17 protein-coding genes are annotated in these 21,214 nt (G+C 67.2%); 16 read left to right on the top strand and 1 reads right to left on the bottom strand.

Features of this window, described 5'->3' with window-relative positions; translation table 11 throughout:
• The first annotated feature begins 280 nt into the window (after positions 1 to 280).
• The 15 genes from RW112_RS07300 (at position 281) to RW112_RS07230 (ending at position 17,773) form a co-directional block, all read left to right on the top strand.
• Entirely contained in the window at positions 281 to 1,366 is a 1,086-nt protein-coding gene (locus RW112_RS07300) for a LacI family DNA-binding transcriptional regulator (RefSeq protein ID WP_411709874.1), read from the top strand.
• A gap of 78 nt (positions 1,367 to 1,444) precedes the next feature.
• Positions 1,445 to 3,124 (top strand): ABC transporter substrate-binding protein, encoded by a 1,680-nt coding sequence (locus RW112_RS07295; protein ID WP_317781115.1) that lies wholly within the window; start codon positions 1,445 to 1,447, stop codon positions 3,122 to 3,124.
• A 127-nt stretch (positions 3,125 to 3,251) separates the two neighbouring features.
• Complete coding sequence (locus RW112_RS07290; protein WP_317781114.1) at positions 3,252 to 4,229, top strand: ABC transporter permease; 978 nt, start codon at positions 3,252 to 3,254, stop codon at positions 4,227 to 4,229.
• Positions 4,230 to 4,241: 12 nt separating this feature from the next.
• Complete coding sequence (locus RW112_RS07285; protein WP_317781113.1) at positions 4,242 to 5,276, top strand: ABC transporter permease; 1,035 nt, start codon at positions 4,242 to 4,244, stop codon at positions 5,274 to 5,276.
• Positions 5,273 to 6,226: an ABC transporter ATP-binding protein gene (locus RW112_RS07280; RefSeq protein WP_317781112.1), complete on the top strand. Its 954-nt coding sequence runs from the start codon at positions 5,273 to 5,275 to the stop codon at positions 6,224 to 6,226. Before RW112_RS07285 ends, RW112_RS07280 begins: the two co-directional genes overlap by 4 nt.
• The gene (locus RW112_RS07275) at positions 6,223 to 7,281 is read left to right on the top strand and encodes an ABC transporter ATP-binding protein (protein WP_317781111.1); all 1,059 of its coding nucleotides are present in this window, start codon (positions 6,223 to 6,225) and stop codon (positions 7,279 to 7,281) included. Before RW112_RS07280 ends, RW112_RS07275 begins: the two co-directional genes overlap by 4 nt.
• Positions 7,278 to 8,867: a glycoside hydrolase family 32 protein gene (locus RW112_RS07270; protein ID WP_317781110.1), complete on the top strand. Its 1,590-nt coding sequence runs from the start codon at positions 7,278 to 7,280 to the stop codon at positions 8,865 to 8,867. The genes RW112_RS07275 and RW112_RS07270 overlap by 4 nt, the downstream gene beginning before the upstream one ends.
• Before the next feature lie 58 nt (positions 8,868 to 8,925).
• The gene (locus tag RW112_RS07265; protein WP_317781109.1) at positions 8,926 to 12,675 is read left to right on the top strand and encodes a glycoside hydrolase family 32 protein; all 3,750 of its coding nucleotides are present in this window, start codon (positions 8,926 to 8,928) and stop codon (positions 12,673 to 12,675) included.
• A gap of 398 nt (positions 12,676 to 13,073) precedes the next feature.
• Entirely contained in the window at positions 13,074 to 14,666 is a 1,593-nt protein-coding gene (locus RW112_RS07260) for a glycoside hydrolase family 68 protein (protein WP_317781108.1), read from the top strand.
• Between the two features lie 254 nt (positions 14,667 to 14,920).
• Complete coding sequence (locus RW112_RS07255; RefSeq protein WP_317781107.1) at positions 14,921 to 15,370, top strand: hypothetical protein; 450 nt, start codon at positions 14,921 to 14,923, stop codon at positions 15,368 to 15,370.
• A gap of 88 nt (positions 15,371 to 15,458) precedes the next feature.
• Positions 15,459 to 15,920, top strand: a complete 462-nt coding sequence (locus RW112_RS07250; RefSeq protein WP_317781106.1) for an Asp23/Gls24 family envelope stress response protein — start codon at positions 15,459 to 15,461, stop codon at positions 15,918 to 15,920.
• Positions 15,917 to 16,108, top strand: coding sequence for a hypothetical protein (locus RW112_RS07245; RefSeq protein ID WP_028272905.1), 192 nt, complete (start codon positions 15,917 to 15,919; stop codon positions 16,106 to 16,108). The genes RW112_RS07250 and RW112_RS07245 overlap by 4 nt, the downstream gene beginning before the upstream one ends.
• Positions 16,105 to 16,488, top strand: coding sequence for a hypothetical protein (locus RW112_RS07240; RefSeq protein WP_317781105.1), 384 nt, complete (start codon positions 16,105 to 16,107; stop codon positions 16,486 to 16,488). Before RW112_RS07245 ends, RW112_RS07240 begins: the two co-directional genes overlap by 4 nt.
• Complete coding sequence (locus RW112_RS07235) at positions 16,485 to 17,165, top strand: hypothetical protein (RefSeq protein ID WP_411709873.1); 681 nt, start codon at positions 16,485 to 16,487, stop codon at positions 17,163 to 17,165. Before RW112_RS07240 ends, RW112_RS07235 begins: the two co-directional genes overlap by 4 nt.
• On the top strand, positions 17,162 to 17,773 hold the full coding sequence (locus tag RW112_RS07230) for a hypothetical protein (RefSeq protein ID WP_317781104.1): 612 nt from the start codon (positions 17,162 to 17,164) through the stop codon (positions 17,771 to 17,773). Before RW112_RS07235 ends, RW112_RS07230 begins: the two co-directional genes overlap by 4 nt.
• Positions 17,774 to 17,903: 130 nt before the next feature.
• On the opposite strand, the gene RW112_RS07225 is transcribed toward RW112_RS07230, so the two are convergent.
• Complete coding sequence (locus RW112_RS07225; RefSeq protein ID WP_411709872.1) at positions 17,904 to 19,811, bottom strand: alpha-amylase family glycosyl hydrolase; 1,908 nt, start codon at positions 19,809 to 19,811, stop codon at positions 17,904 to 17,906.
• 111 nt (positions 19,812 to 19,922) lie between these two features.
• Between RW112_RS07225 and RW112_RS07220 the strand changes: the two genes are divergently transcribed.
• Entirely contained in the window at positions 19,923 to 21,209 is a 1,287-nt protein-coding gene (locus tag RW112_RS07220; protein WP_317781103.1) for an ABC transporter substrate-binding protein, read from the top strand.
• Positions 21,210 to 21,214 lie beyond the last annotated feature (5 nt).

Below are 21,214 nucleotides of genomic sequence, written 5' to 3'. Positions count from 1 at the left end.
CCGGCGTCACCCACCCCGCCACGCATCCCGCACAAATCCCCGGCTAATGGACGAATCCCCTCTAAAGCCGCGGGGGAAATGACCGCGGCGGGGGGAATTGTCAGCCTGGCGACCTGGGCCGCCGCTGCTTCGACGGCAGCCGCGGGAACTTCCCGAAATTACCCGTTGACAGCATCCAAGTAACGCGCGTAACCTAAATCACACGCTCGAAGTAACGCGCGTTAGTAACAAGTCCCAACTGGCCTCGGCGGCCAGTCCCGGCCGGATTTCGGAGCATTCGATGGCGAACAGCACCCCCACAGCGGCGGGCACGGCCCAAGGGCGGAAGCCTGCCGCGGCCACTGCCCAGCGCGGTGTCACCATGGCGGACGTGGCCAAGGCTGCCGGTGTATCCCGCACCGCGGTGTCCTTCGTCCTCAGCAACCGCGGGAACGCCAGCATTTCCGAAGAGACCAGGCAGCGCATCCTCGAGACCGTCCAGGCCCTCGGGTACCGGCCGAACGCCGGAGCCCGGGCCCTCGCCTCGCAGCGCAGCGACTGGTACGGCATCGTGACCGAGATTGTTACGGCACCGTTCGCCGTCGACATCATCAAAGGCGCCCAGGACCAGGCCTGGCTGGACCGCCGCTTCCTGCTCATCGCGCCCTCGGACCAGGCCGACGCTGCAGGGCCCAACCGGGGCATGGAAGACGCCGCGATCGAGAAGCTGCTGGAACAGCGGGTCGAAGGGCTTCTGTACGCGGCCACGTACCACCGTGGCGTGCATGTCCCGAAGATCGCCAGGGAGGTGCCCACGGTCCTCATCAACTGCTTCGATGCTGACGGAATACTGCCCTCGATCGTCCCGGACGAGCGCGCCGGCGGCCGTGTCGCCGTCGAACGTTTGCTCCAGGCGGGCCACACCAGAATCGGCGTCATCAACCTGGACCCGGACATTCCCGCGGCCGTCGGACGGCTGGAGGGGTGCCGCGAAGCACTCACCGCCGCCGGGCTGGAACTGGACCCGGAACTGGTCGTGAGCGGGCATGCGACGGCGGACGGCGGCTATGAGGCCGCGTGCCGGATCCTTGACCGGAAGAACAGGCCCACCGCACTGTTCTGCCTCAACGACCGGATGGCTATGGGCGCGTACGACGCCATCAAGGAGCGCGGGCTCGCCATCCCCCAAGACATCGCCGTGATCGGCTTCGACAACCAGGAACTCATTGCGGCCTACCTCAGGCCAAAACTGACCACGGTTGCGTTGCCCTTCGAGGAGATGGGTGCGCTGGGTGTCCAGACACTCGCAAGCCTTACAGCCGGACAGCCGATCACCGCACATCAGCAAATGGTCGACTGTCCGCTGCTAGAACGCTATTCAGTCTGACGGCAAATCAACTACTGAACAGCAACCCCAACCACACCTTCACCTTCAACAGCGAAGACGAGGAAAGAGATATCCATCATGACACAACCACGATTCCTGAGGTCTGCCCGCATCGCGGCGGCCGGCCTGGCCATAGGCGCTTTGGCGCTCACGGGATGCTCCGCCACTGCGGGCAACAGCGGGTCCGCCAAAGCTGACGCCTCGGCCCAAAGCGCGCTCCTGACCATTCCCCGCGAGGACATGGGCACGTTTGTCCGCAACTTCAACCCGTTCGCCCCCACCGTGGCGCCCATGACCCAGCAGGCCATCTACGAGTCCCTGCTCATCTACAACCCGGCCAAGGGTGACACCACCCCGTGGCTGGCCAGCGAATGGACAGCTGCAGAGGACGGCAAGTCCATCACGTTCACCCTCCGCGACGGCGTGAAATGGTCCGACGGCCAGCCACTGGTCCCGGCCGACGTAGTCACCACTTTCGCCCTGCAGAAAAAGATCAAGGGCGGCTACGACTACCTGGAGACGGTGACGGCCGAGGGCACCAAGCAGGTGAAATTCAGCTTCAAGACGGCCTGGACCCCGGCACTGTTCGACCTCGGCCAGCTGAGCATCCTGCCGGACCACGTCTGGTCCAAGATTGCCGACCCGGAGAAGGACGCCAACGAAAAGCCGGTGGGCACCGGACCGTACACCGAAGTGGACACGTTCCAAGCCCAGTCCTTCGTGCTGAAGAAGAATCCCAACTACTGGCAGCCGGAGAAGCAGAAGATCGCCGGCATCAAGATGCTCGCGTTCGCCGGAAACGACGGCGCCAACCTCGCAGCCGCCAACGGCGATGTGGACTGGGCTCCGCAGTACATGCCCAACATCGAGAAGACCTTTATTTCCAAGGACCCGGACCACCGCAAGTACTGGTTCCCGCCCACGGGTTCCATGATCAACTGGCAGCTCAACACCGCCAAGGCACCGTTCAACGACACCGACGTCCGGAAGGCCCTCAGCATGGCCGTGGACCGCGAGCAGGTCACCAAGATCGGCATGAGCGGCTACACCAAGCCGGCGGACTGCACCGGCCTCTCCGGGAACTACGAAACGTGGAAGAACAAGGACGTCCAGGACAAGTGCGACTGGACCAAGCTCAACGTCGATGAGGCCAACAAGCTCCTGGACAAAGCGGGCTACCCGAAGGGCGCGGACGGCAAGCGCACCCTCAAGGACGGCAAACCCTTCGAATTCAAGATCTCCGTGGGCGCCGCGTCCTCCGACTGGCTTTCCGTGGCCAACGTGATCGCACAGAACCTCGCCGAGGTGGGCGTCACGGCCAAGGTTGATTCCCCGGACTGGGCCGCCGTCGTGGCAGGCTACGAGACCGGCGATTTCGATTCCGGCATCGTGTGGAGCGCCAACGACCCCAGCCCGTACAAGTACTTCGCCGGCATGATGGGTACCGCCACGGTCAAGCCGGTGGGGGAGAAGACCTTTGAGAACTACCACCGCTTCGGCGACCCCAAGGCCGACGCCCTGCTGACCGAGTTCGCCGCCGCCGCTGACGAGGACACCCAGCACGACATCGTGGACAAGCTCCAGGAGGAGTACAGCGCGGTTGCCCCGGCCATCCCGCTGTTCGCCGGCCCGGAATGGGGCGCCTACAACAACACCCGCTTCACCGGCTGGCCCACGGAAGAAAACCCGTACGCCACCCTGTCGGTCCGGGCGCCCACCACGGTGCTGGTCCTGACCTCGCTGGAACCGGCCAAGTAGGGCCCCGCAGGCCCTCCGGCCAAGTAAGGGCCGCCGCAGGCCTTCCGCCAAACTGCACACCCGGCGCTGTTCCCGGCGCCGGGTGTGCTCCCCAAAACTTTCCGCACTTCCCGAATGGAGGGAAACCGTGCGCTTTATTCTGCGCCGCCTTGGTTTCTACCTGATCGCCTTCTGGGTGTCCATCACTTTGAATTTCCTGCTCCCGCGCTTTATGCCGGGGGACCCCGTATCCCGCATGTTCGCCCGCACCCAGGACCGCATGCAGCCCGAACAGATCGAGGTCCTGCGCAAACTGCTCGGCGTCGACGACCGGCCCATCTGGGAGCAGTACGTCGACTACCTGCACAACATGGTCACCGGCCAGATGGGCGTCTCCATCTCCCGCTTCCCCACCCCGGTCACCGAAGTGATCGCCTCCCAGGTGGGCTGGACGCTCCTGCTGGGCGGGACCGCACTGGTGATCGCCGCCGTCGTGGGCAACCTGCTGGGTATCCTGGCCGCCTGGCGGCGCGGCGGCGCCATTGACTCCGCGCTCCCTCCGATCCTGATTTTCATCGGGTCCTTTCCGTACTTCTGGCTCGCCATGGGTGCGCTCTACCTGTTCGGCGTCACGCTGGGCTGGTTCCCCATCCGGCATGCGTTCAGCGACACCATTGAGCCCGCCTTCAGCTGGGAGTTCATGTCCGACGTCGGGATGCACCTGGTGCTGCCGGCCCTCACCATCGTGCTCGTTTCGGTGGGCGGCTGGATGCTCGGCATGCGCAACACCATGATCGCCACCAACGCCGAGGACTACATCAACATGGCCGAAGCCAAGGGCCTCCGCCCCGGCCGGATCATGTTCCGCTACGCCGCCCGCAACGCCATGCTGCCGTCCGTCACCAGCTTCGGCATGAGCCTGGGCTTCGTGGTGGGCGGTGCGCTGCTGACCGAGGTGGTGTTCGCCTACCCCGGCGTCGGCTACCAGCTCCTCAACGCCGTGCAGGGGCTGGACTACCCGCTGATGCAGGGCCTCTTCCTGACCATCACCGCGGCCGTGCTGCTGGCCAACTTCCTGGTGGACATCCTCTACGTCCGCCTCGACCCGCGCGTGCGCGCCAACTAGGAAGGACGGACCATGACCACGTCCATCGCAACCACCGCTTCCACCCTGCCGGGGGAGACCCTCGCCGGCGGCACCCTGCCCGGTAGCGCTGCCGGAACGCACGACGGCGGCGCCGGGCTCCCGCCCGGACCCTCCGTCCGCAGGCCCAACCGCAGCCTGCTGCACGGGCTGCTGACGAACAAAAAGGCCATGACCGGCGCGGCCATCCTGTTCATTTTCATCGCCCTCGCGCTCCTGGCCCCCGTCCTGTACCCGGACAACCCGTCCAAGATCACGGGCATGGCGTCCCAGGAACCCGACGCCGAATTCTGGCTGGGCACCACGGCCAAGGGCCAGGACGTCCTGGCCCTGACCATCCACGGCGCACGCAGCTCGCTGCTGGTGGGCCTGACGGTGGGCTTTGCCTCCACGTTCATCGGCATCCTGGTGGGCCTGGCTTCGGCGTACTTCGGAAAATTCATCGACGAAGCGCTGTCCCTCACCACCAACGTATTCCTGCTCCTGCCGGGGCTCCCGCTCCTGGTGATCCTGGCCGCGTTCCTGCCGCCGGGCCTCGGCACCGTGATCCTGGTCCTGGTGGTCACCGGCTGGGCCGGATCCGCCCGGGTGCTGCGCTCGCAGGCTTTGTCCATCCGTTCCAAGGACTTCGTGGCCGCGGCCGTGGTCACCGGCGAACGGCCCCTGCGGATCATGTTCCGCGAAATCCTGCCCAACATGGCCTCGATCGTGATGGGCACGCTCCTGGCCTGCATCATTTACGGCATCGGCGCGCAGGCAGGCCTCGAGTTCCTGGGCCTGGGCGACGTCAGCACGGTCTCCTGGGGCAACAACCTCTACTGGGCCGGCAACGAAGGCGCCCTGCTCACCGGCAGCTGGTGGGTCTTCATCCCCTCCGGCCTGTGCATCGCGCTGGTGGCGTTCTCGCTGTCGCTGATCAACTACGCCGTGGACGAGGTTACCAATCCGCGCCTGCGGAAAATTCAGGTGCGGAAGATTCGCAAGCCCGCCTCCAAGTCAGCCAAACCCGGAAAGCGAGCATCGGCATGACCGTCTCCCAGACCTCCTTTGGTTCCCACGAACCGGTCCTGGACATCAAGGACCTCACCGTGAAGTACCGCGGCGACACCCGCTCCACCACCGCCGTCGACCGCGTGTCCTTCAGCATCGGCACCGGCGAAATCTTCGGCCTGGCCGGGGAATCCGGCTGCGGCAAATCCACCATCGCCAACACCATCATGCGGCTCCTGCGCGATCCGGCGGAGATCGCCGGCGGCAGCATCCGCTTCGGCGGCAGGGACGTCCTGGCCATGGGCCCGGAGGAGCTGCGCCGCTTCCGCTGGCAGGACGTGGCCATGGTGTTCCAGTCGGCCATGAACTCGCTGAACCCGGTGATGACCATCGGGGACCAGATCGTGGATATCTACACCACCCATGCCGGCTACACCCGGAAGGAGTCGCTGCGGCGGGCAGCCGAGCTGCTGGAGCTGGTTCGGATCGACCCCGCCCGGCTGACGTCCTACCCGCACCAGCTCTCCGGCGGCATGCGGCAGCGCGCCGTCATTGCCATGGCCGTGGCGCTCAAGCCGTCGTTGCTGATCCTGGACGAGCCCACCACCGCGCTGGACGTGGTGGTGCAGCAGGAGATCATGGCCCAGATCAAGGAGCTGCAGCGCGAACTGGGCTTCTCCGTCCTGTTCATCACCCACGACATGTCGCTCATGGTGGAGCTTTCGCACCGGATGGCCGTGATGTACGGCGGCCGGATCGTGGAGACCGCCAGGGCCAAGGACATCCACGCCGCCCCGCTCCACCCCTACACGCAGGCGCTCATGGGCGCGTTCCCGCCGCTCACCGGACCCCGGGTGCCCCTGACGGGACTGGCCGACGGCGTGAAGTTCAGCAACATCGCCGACCTCCAGGAAGCCTCGCCCGGGCACTTTGTTTCGCCCCTTCCCGAAGACCAGAAGGCCGCCGTCCTCCAAGGAGCATCATCATGAGCGCGCACACAGAAGCTCCGGCCCTTGAGACAGCTCCCGCCCTCGAGGTGAAGGGCCTGGTCAAGGATTTCTCCAGCGGCGGCCTATTCTCCCGGGCCTCGGTCCGTGCCCTTGGCGGCGTGGACCTGGTCATCCGGAAGGGCGAAATCGTGGCCCTCGTGGGGGAGTCCGGGTCCGGCAAGAGCACCCTGGCGCGCTGCATAGCCCGGCTGGAAAAGCCCACCGAGGGGCAGATCCTGCTTAATGGCACAGACGTGCTAAAAAGGGACCGCTTCCAGGCGTCCAGAGAGTACCGGAGCCAGCTGCAAATGGTGTTCCAGGATCCTTTCGGCTCGCTGAACCCGGTCCACCGGATCGAGCACTTCCTCACCCGTTCACTGACCCTGCACGGCAAAGCCGGGACGCCAGACCAGCTGCGCACCCGCCTGGATGAGCTGATGACCACCGTGGGCCTCACGCCGGACATGCTCAACTCCTACCCCCACGAACTCTCCGGCGGGCAGCGGCAGCGCGTGGCCATCGCCCGGGCACTCGCTGTTGAACCCGACGTGATCCTCGCGGATGAACCCACGTCCATGCTGGATGTCTCCGTGCGGATCGGCATCCTGAACCTGATGCGCCAGCTGCGGGACCTGAAGGGCATTTCCATGCTCTACATCACCCACGACCTCGCTTCGGCCCGCTACCTGGCAGACCGGATCGCCGTCATGTTTGCCGGGGAACTCGTGGAGGAAGGCGAATCGCTGGACCTGCTGGCCAACCCCGCCCACCCCTACACCCGGCTGCTGGTTTCGGCCGTGCCGGACCCCGCGCGCACCGGATCCTACGACCCCCGTGAGCGTGCGGCGCTCCGCGCAGCGGTGATGGAGTCGGCGTCGTGCGCGTTCGACGGCGACCCGGAGCAGCGCTGTTCCGCCACCGAACCCGTCCGGCACCGGGTGGGCGATCCCGGCCACGAACACTGGGTTCGCTGCCACCTCTACCGGCCCCCGGCCACGGCGGCAAGCCACGCGCTCTCGGCCGAACCCCTCACAGAAAACAAGGCTTCAGCATGACCGAACTGACCCACCCCCTGGCCACGGTGCCGCAGGACGAACTCGTGGGCCGCGCTGAGGAAGACCCGCACCGGCCGCGCTTCCACTTCGTCTCGCCAGCCGGCTGGCTCAACGACCCCAACGGTGTCAGCCAGTGGAACGGCACTTACCACCTCTTCTACCAGTACAACCCGGAGGGCGCCTTCCACCACCGCATCCTGTGGGGGCACGCCACCAGCCCGGACCTGGTCAACTGGACCGACGAGCCCGTGGCGCTGGAACCGTCCGAGGGGCCCGACGCCGACGGCTGCTGGTCCGGGGTGCTGGTGAACGACGCCGGCACGCCCACCCTGGTGTACTCCGGCAGGCTCGGGGCCAGTGAACTCCCCTGCGTGGCCGTCGGCTCGCCGGACCTCCTGAGCTGGACCAAGGCACCGGAAAACCCCGTGATTCCGGCGCCGCCCGCCGGCGTGGACATCACCGCCTACCGCGACCACTGCGTGTGGCGGGAAGGCGCGCGCTGGCGCCAGCTCGTGGGGTCCGGCATCCGGGGCCGCGGCGGTACGGCGTTCCTGTACGAATCCTCCGATCTCCGCCGCTGGGACTACATCGGCCCGCTGTTCATTGGCGACGCCGCCTCCGGGGATCCCGCCGACGCGGACTGGCAGGGCACCATGTGGGAATGCGTGGACCTGTTCCGTGCGGGCGGCGGGGTGCTGGGTGATCCGGTGCCGGGTGATCCGGTGCCGGGTGGCGAAAGCACCGGCCCCGAGGCCAGCACCGACGTCCTGGTCTTCTCTGCCTGGCACGACGGCGACACCCGCCACCCGCTCTACTGGACCGGCCGCTACGCCGGGGATTCGTACACGCCGCGGGACCTCCACCGGCTGGACTACGGCGGCCGCTATTTTTATGCCCCGCAGTCCTTTGCGGACGAGTCCGGGCGGCGGATCATGTTCGGCTGGCTGCAGGAGGGCCGGACGGATGCCGCGATGGTGGAGGCCGGCTGGTCCGGCGTCATGAGCCTGCCCCGGGTGGCCACCCTGGATCCGGACGGGGAGCTGGCCTTTGCTCCCGTTCCCGAGCTGGAATCGCTGCGGCAGGACCATGTCCGCGTCGGTCCGCGCACTCTGGGCGGCAGCGAGATCCTGGCCGGGGTGTCCGGAAACCAGCTGGACCTGGAGTTGGACCTCGAACTGGAGCCGGGGAGTGTCTTCCGGCTGGGCGTGCTGGGAAGCGGCCCGGCCCAGGACCCGGAACCAGCCGAGGAAACCGTCATCGAGGTGGGCTGCGACGTGGGCAGCGGCGGATTCGCCCAGTCGTATGTGCTCCTGGACCGCTCCCGCAGCAGCCTGGACCGGACCCTGGACACCGGGCAGAAATCCGGCCCGGTGAACCTCCCCGGCGGCAGGCTCCACCTGCGCGTGCTGGTGGACCGCTCGGCGCTGGAGATCTTCGCCAACGGGAAGCCGCTGACCGCGCGCACCTACCCGACCCTCGGTGGCGAAGCGGTCCGCCTCTCAGCCGCCGGAACGGTCCGGCTGCTGCAAATGGACGCCTGGCGGATGGAAGGAGTCTTCGCCGGCCCGCGCCAGCTCTTCCCCTAGCAGTCGATGCCGGTTGTCATCCCCATCAAGAGCATCTCCAAGATCAAAGGCGATCTGAATGTCCAAAAGGTTAGTTGCAGGTTTCACCGCGGCCGCGCTCGGCTTTGGCACGCTGGCCGGTTCCGTCCTCGCCCCGGCCATGCTGGCCCCGCCCGCCCGGGCTGTCCCGGACGGTTTTGCCCCAAACGGCCCGATCACCCTGGGCAGCACCACCAGCCCCTTGCCGGATACGGTGCCCGTAAGCGGAAGCTGGACCCGGACGTCCGACGGCGGGCAGACCGCCGTCGCTCCCGCGGACCACAACGCCGCCGCCATCAGCGAACAGCGCATCGACGGCACCGCAAGGTACACCGCCGACGTCTCCGTGGACTCCGGCAGCCCCTACGCCGTGGGGGCGCTGGTGTTCCGCGGCGCGGCCGATGCCAGCAGCGGCTACGCGGCCACCATCGATCCGAACCTGGACCGGGTCCGGCTCTTCGACCTGGCCACGGGGGAGGACGTGGCGCCGCCGGTCCCCGTGCCGCTGGACACGGGAAGAGCGTACTCCGTGGACATCCACGTGGACGGTGCGCGGATCTACGTGGCAGTGGACGGCGTTGCCCGAATCGACACCTCGGACCAGCGGTACCAGGGCGGCCACGTGGGCCTGCACGCCTACAACGGCTCAGTGAGCTTCAGCCAGCCCCGGGTCCGCACCATCGACGCCAACGTCAGCGGCTGGCAGGCGGACGGGACCGGGTGGACCGCCACGGCCACGGGCTTCCGGGGTGCTGCGCCGGCCGGCGCCAACCTCAGGGCCGTCGCCACGGACCAGGCGCCCCGGGTCACGGACTTCACGGCCGACATCCAGGTGACGTCCGCGTACGCGGTGGGCGCCGTCCTGTTCCGTGCCAACGCCGCAGGAACAACCGGGTACGCCGCCGAAGTGGACGCCAACGCCGGCAGGCTGCGGCTCTACCGGATCGAGGACAACGCCACCCTGGGCACCTACGCCACGGACATCACCGTCAACGCGGTGTACCGGCTGCGGGTGACGGCCGACGGCGGGCAGCTCGCCGTGCACTGGCAGACCGACCTGCTGGATCCGAACGGCTTCGCCCCGGCCATCACGGCGGCGGACACAGCCCACGGCTCGGGCCACGTCGGCCTCCTCGCCTTCAACGGCACCACCCTGTTCCAGGGCATGACACTCAAGGGCCTGGACACCGCCCTGCAGGGCTGGCGCACCGCCGCGGGCAGCTGGGAACCCGACGTCCGTGGCGTTCGCGGCGCGTCGGACGGCCTGCCTGCGGGCGCGGACGCCGCGCGTTTCGTCCCGGCGGTAGCGTCCGACGTCGTCGCGTCCCTGGACCTGGACGTTGCCGCCCCGGCAACAGCCGCCGTCGTGGTGCGGAGCGCGCCGGACGGCACCGGCGGTACCGAACTCAGGGTGGACCCGGGCGCCGGAACGGTGCTTCTGAAAGACCGCGGCACGGGAACCGTCCTCGCCAGCGGGGCCGTGCCTCCGGACAGCTTCGCGACTGACCAGCTGAACCGCGTCCAGCTGACCGTCCGCGGGGCGCAGGCTGCGGCGCTGATCAACGGCGTCCAGGCCGTCTCCGGACCCGCCGGATCCGCGGCAGGCACCGGTTTCGGGCTGCGCGCCAGTGGCGGGGGTGCCTACTTCCAGAACGTCCGCGCGGACAATGTGGAGACGTACATGAACGGCCTCTACCAGCCCGGCTACCACTACAGCCAGAACTCCGGGAACAGCTCCGACCCCAACGGCCTGGTGTATTTCGACGGCGAATACCACCTCTTCCACCAGGACCGCGGACGCTGGGCACACGCCGTCAGCAGCGACCTGCTGCACTGGAAGCAGTTGCCCATCGCCCTGCCCCATTTGGCGGCGGGTGAGTCGTGGTCCGGCTCCGCGGTAGTGGATGCCACCGATTCCAGCGGACTGTTCGACGGCGGGCAGGGGCTGGTTGCGTTCTACACGAGCTTCAACCACGATGCCGCCAACGGCAACCAGTCCGTGCGCGCTGCCTACAGCAAGGACCACGGCCGCACGTGGTCAATCGTGCAGGCCCCGCCGGTGGTGGAGAACCCGGGCGGCCCGGACGGCAGCTGGGATTTCCGGGACCCGAAAGTCACCTGGGACGCCGCCGCCGGCAAGTGGATCATGGTGGTGGCGGGCGGTGACCATCTGCGCTTCCACACCTCCACAGACCTCATCAACTGGACGTTCACCAGCTCGTTCGGCTACGGCGACTGGGTCCGCGGCGGGGTCTGGGAATGCCCGGACTTCTTTGAGCTGCCGGTGGACGGCCAGCCGGGCGTGAAACGCTGGGTGCTCTGGTGGAGCACGGGTGCCGTCAGGCCCACCAACGGCTCCTCGGCGCAATACGTGACGGGGACGTGGAACGGAACGTCCTTCAGCGCGGACACCGGCCCGGAGCAGGTGCTGCAGGCCGATTCAGGCCGTGACTACTACGCAGCCATGAGCTTCTTCGGCGCTCCGGACGGCCGGCGCATCATGCTGGGCTGGATGAGCAACTGGGACTATGCCTTCAGCCCGCCCACCGGGCGCTGGAACGGGCAGTTGACTGTCCCGCGGCAGCTCGGCCTGAAGGACATGCCGGGCTCCGGGCTCCGGCTGGCGCAGGAACCGGTGGCCGAACTGGCCGGGCTGCGCACGTCCACATGGCAGGCGTCGGACATCACCGTTACCCCCGCATCAGCCAACCCGCTGGCCTCAGCCTCGGGGCGGTCCTTCGAACTGGAAGCCGAGGTGGCCATCCCGTCCTCCGGCGGTGCCTCGGCCTTCACCTTCGCGCTCCGGAAAGGACCGGCCGGCGACGCATCCGGCGGCACCGCCCAGGAAACCCTCCTCCGCTACGAGGCAGGCTCCGGCGCCATGATGCTGGACCGAGGACAATCCGGCCGGAAGGACTTCACCCGGTACTTCGCCGGAACCGCTGCGGACAACTCCGGCGCACCGTGGAGTTCCGAGACCGTGCCGGCTTCCGGAGGCGGCACCGAGCGGCGGGTCAAGCTGCGGGCACTGGTGGACGCATCCTCGGTTGAACTCTTCGGCGGAAACGGCACGGCAGCCATCACTTCCCTGGTGTTCCCGGATCCGTCCTCCACCGGACTGTCCTTCAGCACCAGCGGCGGCAATGCCCGGCTGGTGTCCGTCAAAGTACACCAGCTGGCGGACACCTCGCGCCTTACCGCCGCGCCGCCGTCGGACGTCCTGCCGGCAGCTACAGGCGCCGCACGTCACAACCTGGGTTCCTACTCCGTGGTTCCCGGAGGCCGCTGGGAAAGCACCGGGGCCGGGCTGGCCGGCACGTTCGACAAGGATTCCACGGCCATGAGCGCCGCCACGTACTCGGACGTCCGCGTGGCTGCTACCGTACGTTTCGGCGGCGGGCCCTACGCCGGGGCCATGCGCTCCAGCGACCAGGTGCCGGGGCGCGGCTACGGCGGCGCCGGCTCGGTGCTGCTGCGTGCTTCGGACGACGGCGCCACGGCGTACTACGTCAACCTGGACCCGAACCTGCGGCTTGCCCGGATCTTCAAGCTGCAGAACGGGGTGTTCAATCCCGCCGGGAGCGTCCTGGCCAGTGTCCCGCTGCTGCTCAGCCACGGGGTCAGTTACCGGCTGGAGGCTGGGGTGGCGGGGGAGCGGCTGACCGTGAAACTCGACGGCGCCGACATCCTGTCCGTCGATGACGCCTCACTGTCCTCCGGCAAGGTGGGAGTGAACGTCTTCGACGGCCGGGCAGCCTATCAGGATGTCCTCGTGACCAGCTCGGGATGAAGGGCGCGGGGCCCGCAGCGGAAGGTGAATTGCGCGTGGCCGGAGGGTGACATTTCACACTAAAGCAGATTTATGATGCAACATTTGACTCGCAGAATTGGCTGTGGCACGCGCGCGCAATGGGCAATGTAAGCGCTTGCACATTCAGAGCGAAACTCGGTTTTCGGAGCCTCGAAACACGGTTTGATAAGCCTGCTTCAGCGTGCCAGCGTAGAAACCGGCGCAGGAAAGGAATCCTTTCCGGTCCGCCGTCCGGGGCCCTACCCAAGCCCCGTCCCCCTCGACACAAAGGCGTCCTCGATGACGCCTGCCGTGTCGTCGGGAGCGCCGGAGTATCGGGGAATGAGGGCACACGCCCGTCTTCCACGAATGGTCTCAACTCCGCGAGAAGAGCAAAAATGCACAAGCACCCCAATACCCCCCGGATGCTGCGGTGGCGCCCCGCCGCCGCAGCACTGGCGGCGGCCGTGGCGGCCTCCGCCTTCCTGGCAGTTCCGTCGGCCCAGGCCAACGAACCTTCGGACCCGCCCGCCACCGAGATGCCGGCACCCACGCCCGGCTTCCCGCTGCCCACCGAACACAGCCAGAAGGCCTACGACCCGGCGGCGGACTTCACCTCCAAGTGGACCCGCGCCGACGCCAAGCAGATCATGGCGCAGAGCGACTCCACGGTGGCTCCGGGCGAGAACTCCATGAGCCCGGATGTCACCATGCCGGAAATCCCCGAGGATTTCCCCACGATGAACGACGACGTCTGGGTCTGGGACACCTGGTCCCTGACGGACGAGAACGCCAACCAGATCAGCTACAAGGGCTGGGACGTCATCTTCTCCCTGGTCGCCGACCGCAAGGCGGGCTACGGCTTCGACCAGCGCCACTGGAACGCCCGGATCGGCTACTTCTTCCGCAAGACCAACGCCGACCCGGCCAAGGACAAGTGGAACTACGGCGGACACGTCTTCGCTGACGGCGCGTCCATCGGCAACACCGAGTGGTCCGGTTCCACCCGCCTCATGCAGGGCAACCAGGTCAACGTGTTCTACACGGCCACCACGTTCTACGACGTTGCCGAGCGCAACGCCGGCGGCGGCGGCATTGCCCCTGATGCAGCCATCGCCAAGGCGCTGGGCAAGATCCACGCCGACCAGAACGGCGTGACCTTTGACGGCTTCAAGCACACCAAGCTGCTGGAACCGGACGGCGAGATGTACCAGACGAAGGCACAGAACCCGGGCTTCGCTTTCCGCGACCCCTACACGTTCGCTGACCCCGCCCACCCGGGCAAGACCTTCATGGTCTTCGAAGGCAACACCGGCGGCACCCGCGGCGAATACGAATGCAAGCCCGAGGACCTCGGCTACAAGGCCGGCGACCCGAACGCTGAAAGCCTCAACGAGGTCAACAGCAGCGGCGCCTACTACCAGACGGCCAACGTCGGGCTGGCAGTGGCGGACAACAAGGACCTGACCAAGTGGTCCTTCCTGCCGCCGATCCTCTCGGCCAACTGCGTCAACGACCAGACCGAACGCCCGCAGATCTTCATCCAGAATGAAGGCGGCAAGAACAAGTACTACCTGTTCACCATCAGCCACCAGTTCACCTACGCGGCCGGCATGCGCGGCCCGGACGGTGTCTACGGCTTCGTTGGCGACGGCGTGCGTTCGGACTACCAGCCGATGAACAACAGCGGCCTGGCCCTGGGCTCGCCCACGGACCTGAACCTTCCGTCCGAATCCCCGGAGGCACCCACTCCGAGCCAGAACGGCCGCCAGTTCCAGGCCTACTCGCACTACGTGCAGCCGGGCGGCCTGGTGCAGTCCTTCATCGACAACGTGAACGGCGTCCGCGGCGGATCCCTCTCGCCCACGGTGAAGATCAACTTCCGTGACGGCGTGTCCCAGGTGGACCGCAGCTTCGGCAAGAACGGCCTCGGCCCGTTCGGCTACCTGCCCACCAACCTGAAGGTCGGCGGCGAGGGCCTCTACAAGTAGCCCGCACCGCGGAACTCACCACCCGCAGTAGCCTCAACACCCGCAAGTAAAGCAGGGGCGTCCGGAACTCATCCGGGCGCCCCTGCCTTTTGTCCCTCTATATAGGGACAAATCCATAGAGGGACAAATCGGGCGATGCCACGTGGAATCCCGCAGCCCATCCGGGCTAGACTCGCACGCCGGGGACAGAACGCCATTGCCGCCCGCGGCCGGACACGGACCGGGCGGCGCAATCTCAACCAGAAAAGTGACCCTTGAAAAACCTTTCACGCCCTCTGACCGCAGCCGCCCTCTTCGCCGCCCTGGCACTCACCGGATGCTCCGCCCCGGAAGCCGGCAGCGCGCCGTCGTCGTCCGCCCCGGAAACAGCCGCAGCACAGGCGACGCCGAGCCCCAGCAAGAGTTCCGGCCCGTACGGGGACTTTCCGTCCGCCGCGGAGGCGTGCACCACCATCTCCGAGCAGGCCACCGGGGCTTCGCTGTTCCCGCTCTCGGCCGCGCAAGGCAAAACCGCGGAACTGGAACAGCTCAAGGCGGAGCTCAGCGAAACCGCGGAACGCGTTCCGGACGACCTCAAGGCCGACTTCGCCAACCTCAACGAGGTGGCCGTCGCCGGGCTGAGCGACCAGTCCGTGTACTCCAGCGGAAAGTTCGACGCCGCCATGACACCGGTTACTGCCTGGCTCGCCGCCAACTGCGCCTAGCAATTTTCGGCCCGGCGATTTTCCCTGGCGTCCGGCCGCTTGTCGCGGCCAAGGGATAGGGTGGTGTTCAAGAGAAGGGGAGTGCCTGATGGAATACCAGAATCCACATCCCGCGCCGGGGGCCCACGCTGATCCAGCCGTTGCCCTGACGGCCGGAACCGGACGAACCGTCATTTCCGAAACAGCCGTTGCCAAGGTTGCCGGCATCGCAGCCCGCGCCGTTCCGGGGGTGTATTCGCTCGGCACCGGTCCGTCCCGTGCCCTCGGAGCCATCCGGGACGCCGTCGGCAGCTCGGACCACGCCGCCGGAGTCCACGCGGAAGTCGGCGAGACGCAGGTGGCCGTGGACATCAACCTCGTGGCTGTCTACGGGACGCCGCTGCATTCCCTGGCAAACCAGGTCCGCGCCGCCGTCTATGCTGCCGTTGAGGAGCTCGTCGGCCTGCAGGTCATCGAGGTCAACGTGGAAATCAACGACGTCTACGTGGCGGGGCCCGCAAAGCCCGGCCTGCCCATGGAAGCCCCGGTTCAAAGGGAGGCCCTGCAGTGAACCTGACCGTGGTGGGAATAGCGGTGGGCGCCTTCGTGGCGTTTATGTCTTTCCAGTTCGGCGTCTGGGGCTTCCTGGTCTCGCTGCTGTTCATGGGGATCGGTGCCCTTTTTGGCCGCGCTGCGGAAGGAAAGCTTGACCTGCGCAGCGTGTTCGATGCCATTACAGGCCGGCGCTCCTCCTCATGAGCAGCACGGCCGGAACCGTGGCCGGTGGCTCCGTGATGGCCGGGCACAACCGCATTAGTACGCAGGCGCTCACCAGCCTGGCACGGGCCGCCGCCGCTGAAGCGCTGGGCGTCCCGGCGCATGACGTCCGGGCTGAGTGGTCCGACGACGACGGGCTGCTGGCCCTCTCGCTGGTCCTTCCCCTCAGGATCCCTCCGCTGACCACGGTCCTGCGGGACCCCGGCCGCGTCGGCGGCTTCGGCGGGTCCATCCGGGAGCGCGCCGTCGCCGCCAGACCGGTGATCCTGAACCGCGTTGCGGAACTTAGCGGGGCGCAACTGAGCCGGGTGGATATCCGGGTCAGCGGCGTCGCCATCAGCGAAGGGGGAAGGGTCCAGTGAACAACGCCACCGACGTCCGCTCCAAGGGTAGCCACGCGGCAGGAAACGGCGGCTCCGGTCCTGCTGCCGGTTCCCTTGCCGATACGGGAACCCCGGACTCCCGGGGTTCCGGCATGCGCCGGATCCTTGACCGCGAAACGCGCTCATCCCGTGCCGCCGTGTCCGGGATCGCTGCGGTCGTGGTGATTATCCTGTGCGGATACGGGCTGCTCGAAGCCGCGGTGCGTGCGATCGGGCAGCCGCCGTGGCTCATCGATCCGCAGACCGCCGCGGAACGCATCATCGCCCTCCCGCAGGGCATGCCGCCGCTGCTGCTTGGCGTCATCGGCGCCGTGACGGCCATGGCGGGTCTGTTCTTTTTCCTCAACGCAGTGCTGCCCGGCCGCCGCGCCAGGCACCTGCTTCCGGACCGCCGCGCGGGGGTGGTGGTTGACGATGAAGTCATCGCCTCGGCCCTGGCCCGCCGTGCCCGGCTCGCCGCGAACGTCACGCAGGAGCAGGTTATGGTCATCGTGGCGCAGCGCCAGGTGACCGTCAACGTGCGGCCCACCTCAGGCGTGCCAGTCAGCGAGAATGCCGTCCTGGCAGCCGTCCTCGACGAGCTGCGCGAGATGGCTCCGGAACCCATGCCCGAAGTGCGCGTCAACGTTGCTGCGTCAGGGGTGATCGGGGCATGAACAACACCCCCAGAACACTGAACAGGATCCTGATCGGAATCCTCGGACTGAAGCTGCTGGTCATCGGGCTGCTTCTGGTCCTGCTGGCGGCCGTCCCGGCGGTGGCGCAGTGGTGGCAGCAGTGGTCAGCCGGTGTGTGGAGCGGAATGAGCCAGCTCTTCCAGCGCACCGCAGTTCCGGGCCGAGGGGAAAGCTGGTTGTGGGCCGTCATCGCCCTGCTGCTGGCCGTGGTTATTGCCCTGATGGTCGCCTGGGTGGCCCAGCAGGGCAAAGGCCGCGCCAGCCTGATCCTCGCCGAGGACGACGCCGAAGGACTCCCCGGCAACGTGCGGATCGGCGGCGGTGTTGCCGAACAGGCACTGAGGGCGGCGTTGGCCGGGCGGCAGGACCTTGCCGGTGCCACGGTGGCAACCTACGAAATCCGCGGCGAACCTGCCCTGAAGATCCGGCTGCAGCCCCGCCAAGGCGTGCCCCCGCACCTGCTGGCAGCGGAGGTATCGGCCCTCGTGGAGGCGCTGGACGCCGTGGTCGGCAACCGGATCCCGGTGCTGATCCACATTGGCGTGGGTACACGTTCGCGGTTCAGCCGGGCCGAACGCGTGCGCTGAGTGCAGCCGTAGCAGCACCGTTCCAACATCAAAGGGCAGGGGCGCCTCCTTCCTTCCGGAAGGGGGCGCCCCTGCTGTACCGCTGCCCCTGTGGGTCGAGGCGCCGCGGGTCGAGGCGCCTGCCCGCGGGTTAGCCGGCTACAAGGTAGGCCGCCGAGTTCGGCGCGAGTTTCCGGGTGTCACCCGTGCCCGGCGCAGCGTGGGCCGGTCCGCCCGTTACGGCCTCCCGGCTGCTTGCGAGGGCAACCCGGTAGCCCTCCGGCAGGGGTGCGGAAGCAAGGCCCATGTTGGCGACCACCAGTACGTCCCCGTTGTGGAAGGCCAGCACGCCGTCAGCAGGCGCGTGCACGTCAGCCCAGCGGAAGCTTCCGGCGCCCAGCCGGTGCTCCTTGCGGAGCGCCAGGGCGGCACGGTACAGCTCCAGGGTGGAACCTTCGACGCCGTCCTGCCGGTCCGCGGCCAGTTCGCCGAAGGACTCCGGCTGGGGGAGCCAGGGGGCGGCCGGCGCGCTGACTGCGGATACGGACGCGAAGCCGTAGCCGGGCTCGGCGGCTCTCCACGGCAGGGGCACACGGCAGCCGTCGCGTCCCCGTTCCACGCCGTTGGTCCGGAAGAAGGTGGGGTCCTGACGGGCCTCGGCGGGAACCGTGGTGTGTTCCGGCAGGCCCAGTTCCTCTCCCTGGTAGAGGTAGGCCGAACCCGGGAGGGCCAGCGAAACCATCGTGGCGGCGCGGGCGCGGGCCAGGCCCAGCCGGGCGTCGGGCTGCTCGTCCTCGGCGGCAATGCCCTTCGGAAAGGTGGTGGGGTCCTTCAGCCCGAAGCGGGTGGTGTGCCGGACCGTGTCGTGGTTGCTGAGGACCCAGGTGGTAGTTGCCCCGACCGTGGCGGCGGCGCGCAGCGAATCCTCAATGGCCACCGCCGTCCGTTCCGCATCCCAGCCGGCCAGCAGGAAGTCGAAGTTGAACGCCTGCTGCATTTCGTCGGGCCGGACGTACCTGGCCAGCCGTTCGGCCGGTTCAACCCAGGCCTCGGCCACCATCATGCGGTCGCCGTCGTATTCGGCCAGCACCCGGTGCCAGTCCCGGTAGATGTCGTGCACGCCGTCCTGGTCAAAGAAGGGCGACGGCGGGTAGAGCGGCGAGACTGCCTGGTGCTCGTCGTCGGCTGCTGGCGCGGGCGAGTCGGCGCCAGCCCCGGCTGCTGCTGTGACCGGTGCAGGGTGCGCGCGGTGCGGCTCCTCGGCTTCGGAGTGGCCGCCATGGGCTTCGCCCGGAAGGTCGGTGGCTCCTTCCACCATGGCTGCCGAGCCCTCCCAGTCCGGCAGGCCCGCTTCCTTGACCATGCCGTGGGCCACATCCACGCGGAAGCCGTCCACGCCGCGGTCCAGCCAAAACCGCAGCACCGAGCGCATTTCCTCTTTAACCTCGGCGTTGTCCCAGTTCAGGTCCGGCTGCTTGGTGTCGAAGAGGTGCAGGTACCACTCGCCGGGTGTGCCGCCGGACTCCGTGACGCGGGTCCAGGCCGGTCCGCCGAAGATGGATTTCCAGTTGTTCGGCGCCAGGCCGCCGTCTCCGGAACCGGGAACGGAATCCTTGCCGGGCCGGAACATGTACCGGTCCCGTTCGCGTGAGCCCGGCGGCGCAGCCAGTGCTTCCTGGAACCAGACGTGTTCGTCCGAGGTGTGGTTGGGAACAAGGTCAACAATGACCTTCATCCCCAGCCCGTGAGCTTTCTGCAACATTTCGTCGAAGTCCGCCAGGGTGCCGAACAGCGGATCCACTTCGCGGTAGTCGGCAACGTCGTACCCGGCGTCGGCCTGCGGTGATTTGTAAAAGGGGGACAGCCAGACGGCGTCCACACCGAGCCGGCTCAAATGGTCCAAATGCGCCGTCACACCGCGGAGATCGCCCATTCCGTCGCCGTCCGCATCGGCGAAGGACCGGGGGTAAACCTGGTACACCACGGCCGTGGCCCACCATGCCGGGATTGAGGAGCCGTCTGTCGGTACTGGGCTGTGTGCCACAGATATCCTTTCCATAAACTTCGGTGTAAACGCTTGCATTTCTCACCGCAACGTTACTAGTGTGATGGGCACCACTTCAACCGCACCGCCGATTTTTGCTCGACACTCAGCGAGGAGTCTCTTCATATGAAAACCCCTAAGTTCTTACTGCCGGCAGCCACCGCCGGTGTCCTGGCGTTAACCCTTTCCGCCTGCGCTGGCGGAGGCGGTGGCGGCACCACGGCCGGCGGCGGCGACGCTGAACAGGGCCTCGACGGCCGCGGCCCCATCACCTACGTCCAGGGCAAGGACAACAGCAACGTCGTCCGTCCGCTCATTGAGAAGTGGAACGCTGCGCACCCGGACGAGAAAGTCACCTTCAAGGAACAAACCGACGCAGCCGACCAGCAGCACGACGACCTGGTCCAGAATTACCAGGCTAAGAACCCCAACTATGACGTCGCCAGCGTTGACGTTGTATGGACGGCGGAATTCGCCGCCAAGGGCTGGCTCCAGCCACTGAAGGACAAGATGGCGGTAGACACCAAGGGGATGCTGGAGCCCACCATCGAGGCCGGCTCCTACAAGGGCACCCTGTACGCAGCGCCCGTGTCTTCGGACGGCGGCATCCTGTACTACCGCAAGGACCTCGTTCCCACTCCGCCCAAGACCTGGGACGAGATGATGCAGATGTGCTCCATCGCCAAGGCCAACAACATCGGCTGCTACGCGGGCCAGTTCAAGAAGTATGAAGGCCTCACCGTCAACGCCTCCGAGGCGATCAACTCCTTCGGCGGCTCCGTGCTGGACAAGGACGGCAAGCCGAGCTTGAACACTCCGGAAGCCAAGACAGGCCTCGAGAACCTGGCGAAGGCCTACGCGGACGGCAACATCCCGAAGGAAGCCATCACCTACCAGGAAGAGGAAGGACGCCAGGCATTCCAGGACGGCAAACTTCTCTTCCACCGCAACTGGCCGTACGTCTACAACCTGGCCACCACTGAAGCGTCGTCCAAGGTCAAGGACGTGCTGGGCATGACCGCCCTGCCCGGTGCTGGCGGCCCCGGCGCCTCCTCCCTTGGAGGCCACAGCGCGGCTATCAGCGTGTACTCCAAGAACAAGGCCACTGCCTTGGACTTCGTGAAGTTCCTGACGGCCGAAGAGCAGCAGAAGTTCTTCGCCACCCAGGGTTCGCTGGCGCCCGTGCTCGGTGACCTCTACGAAAACCAGGAACTCGTCGCCAAGCTGCCGTACCTGCCGGTCCTGAAGACCTCCATCGAAAACGCTGTTCCGCGCCCCGTCACGCCGTTCTACCCGGCGGTCACCAAGGCCATCCAGGAAAATGCCTACCCTGCCATCAAGGGAGAAAAATCCGTGGAATCTGCTCTGTCTGACATGCAAAAGTCCATCGAATCCGCTAGCGCGGGACAGTAGCTACT

This window comes from Arthrobacter sp. B10-11, from assembly GCF_033142195.1.
Classification (GTDB): domain Bacteria; phylum Actinomycetota; class Actinomycetes; order Actinomycetales; family Micrococcaceae; genus Arthrobacter; species Arthrobacter oryzae_C.
Note: the sequence above shows the minus strand (reverse complement) of the source record. Positions and strands in the feature narration are given on the sequence as shown.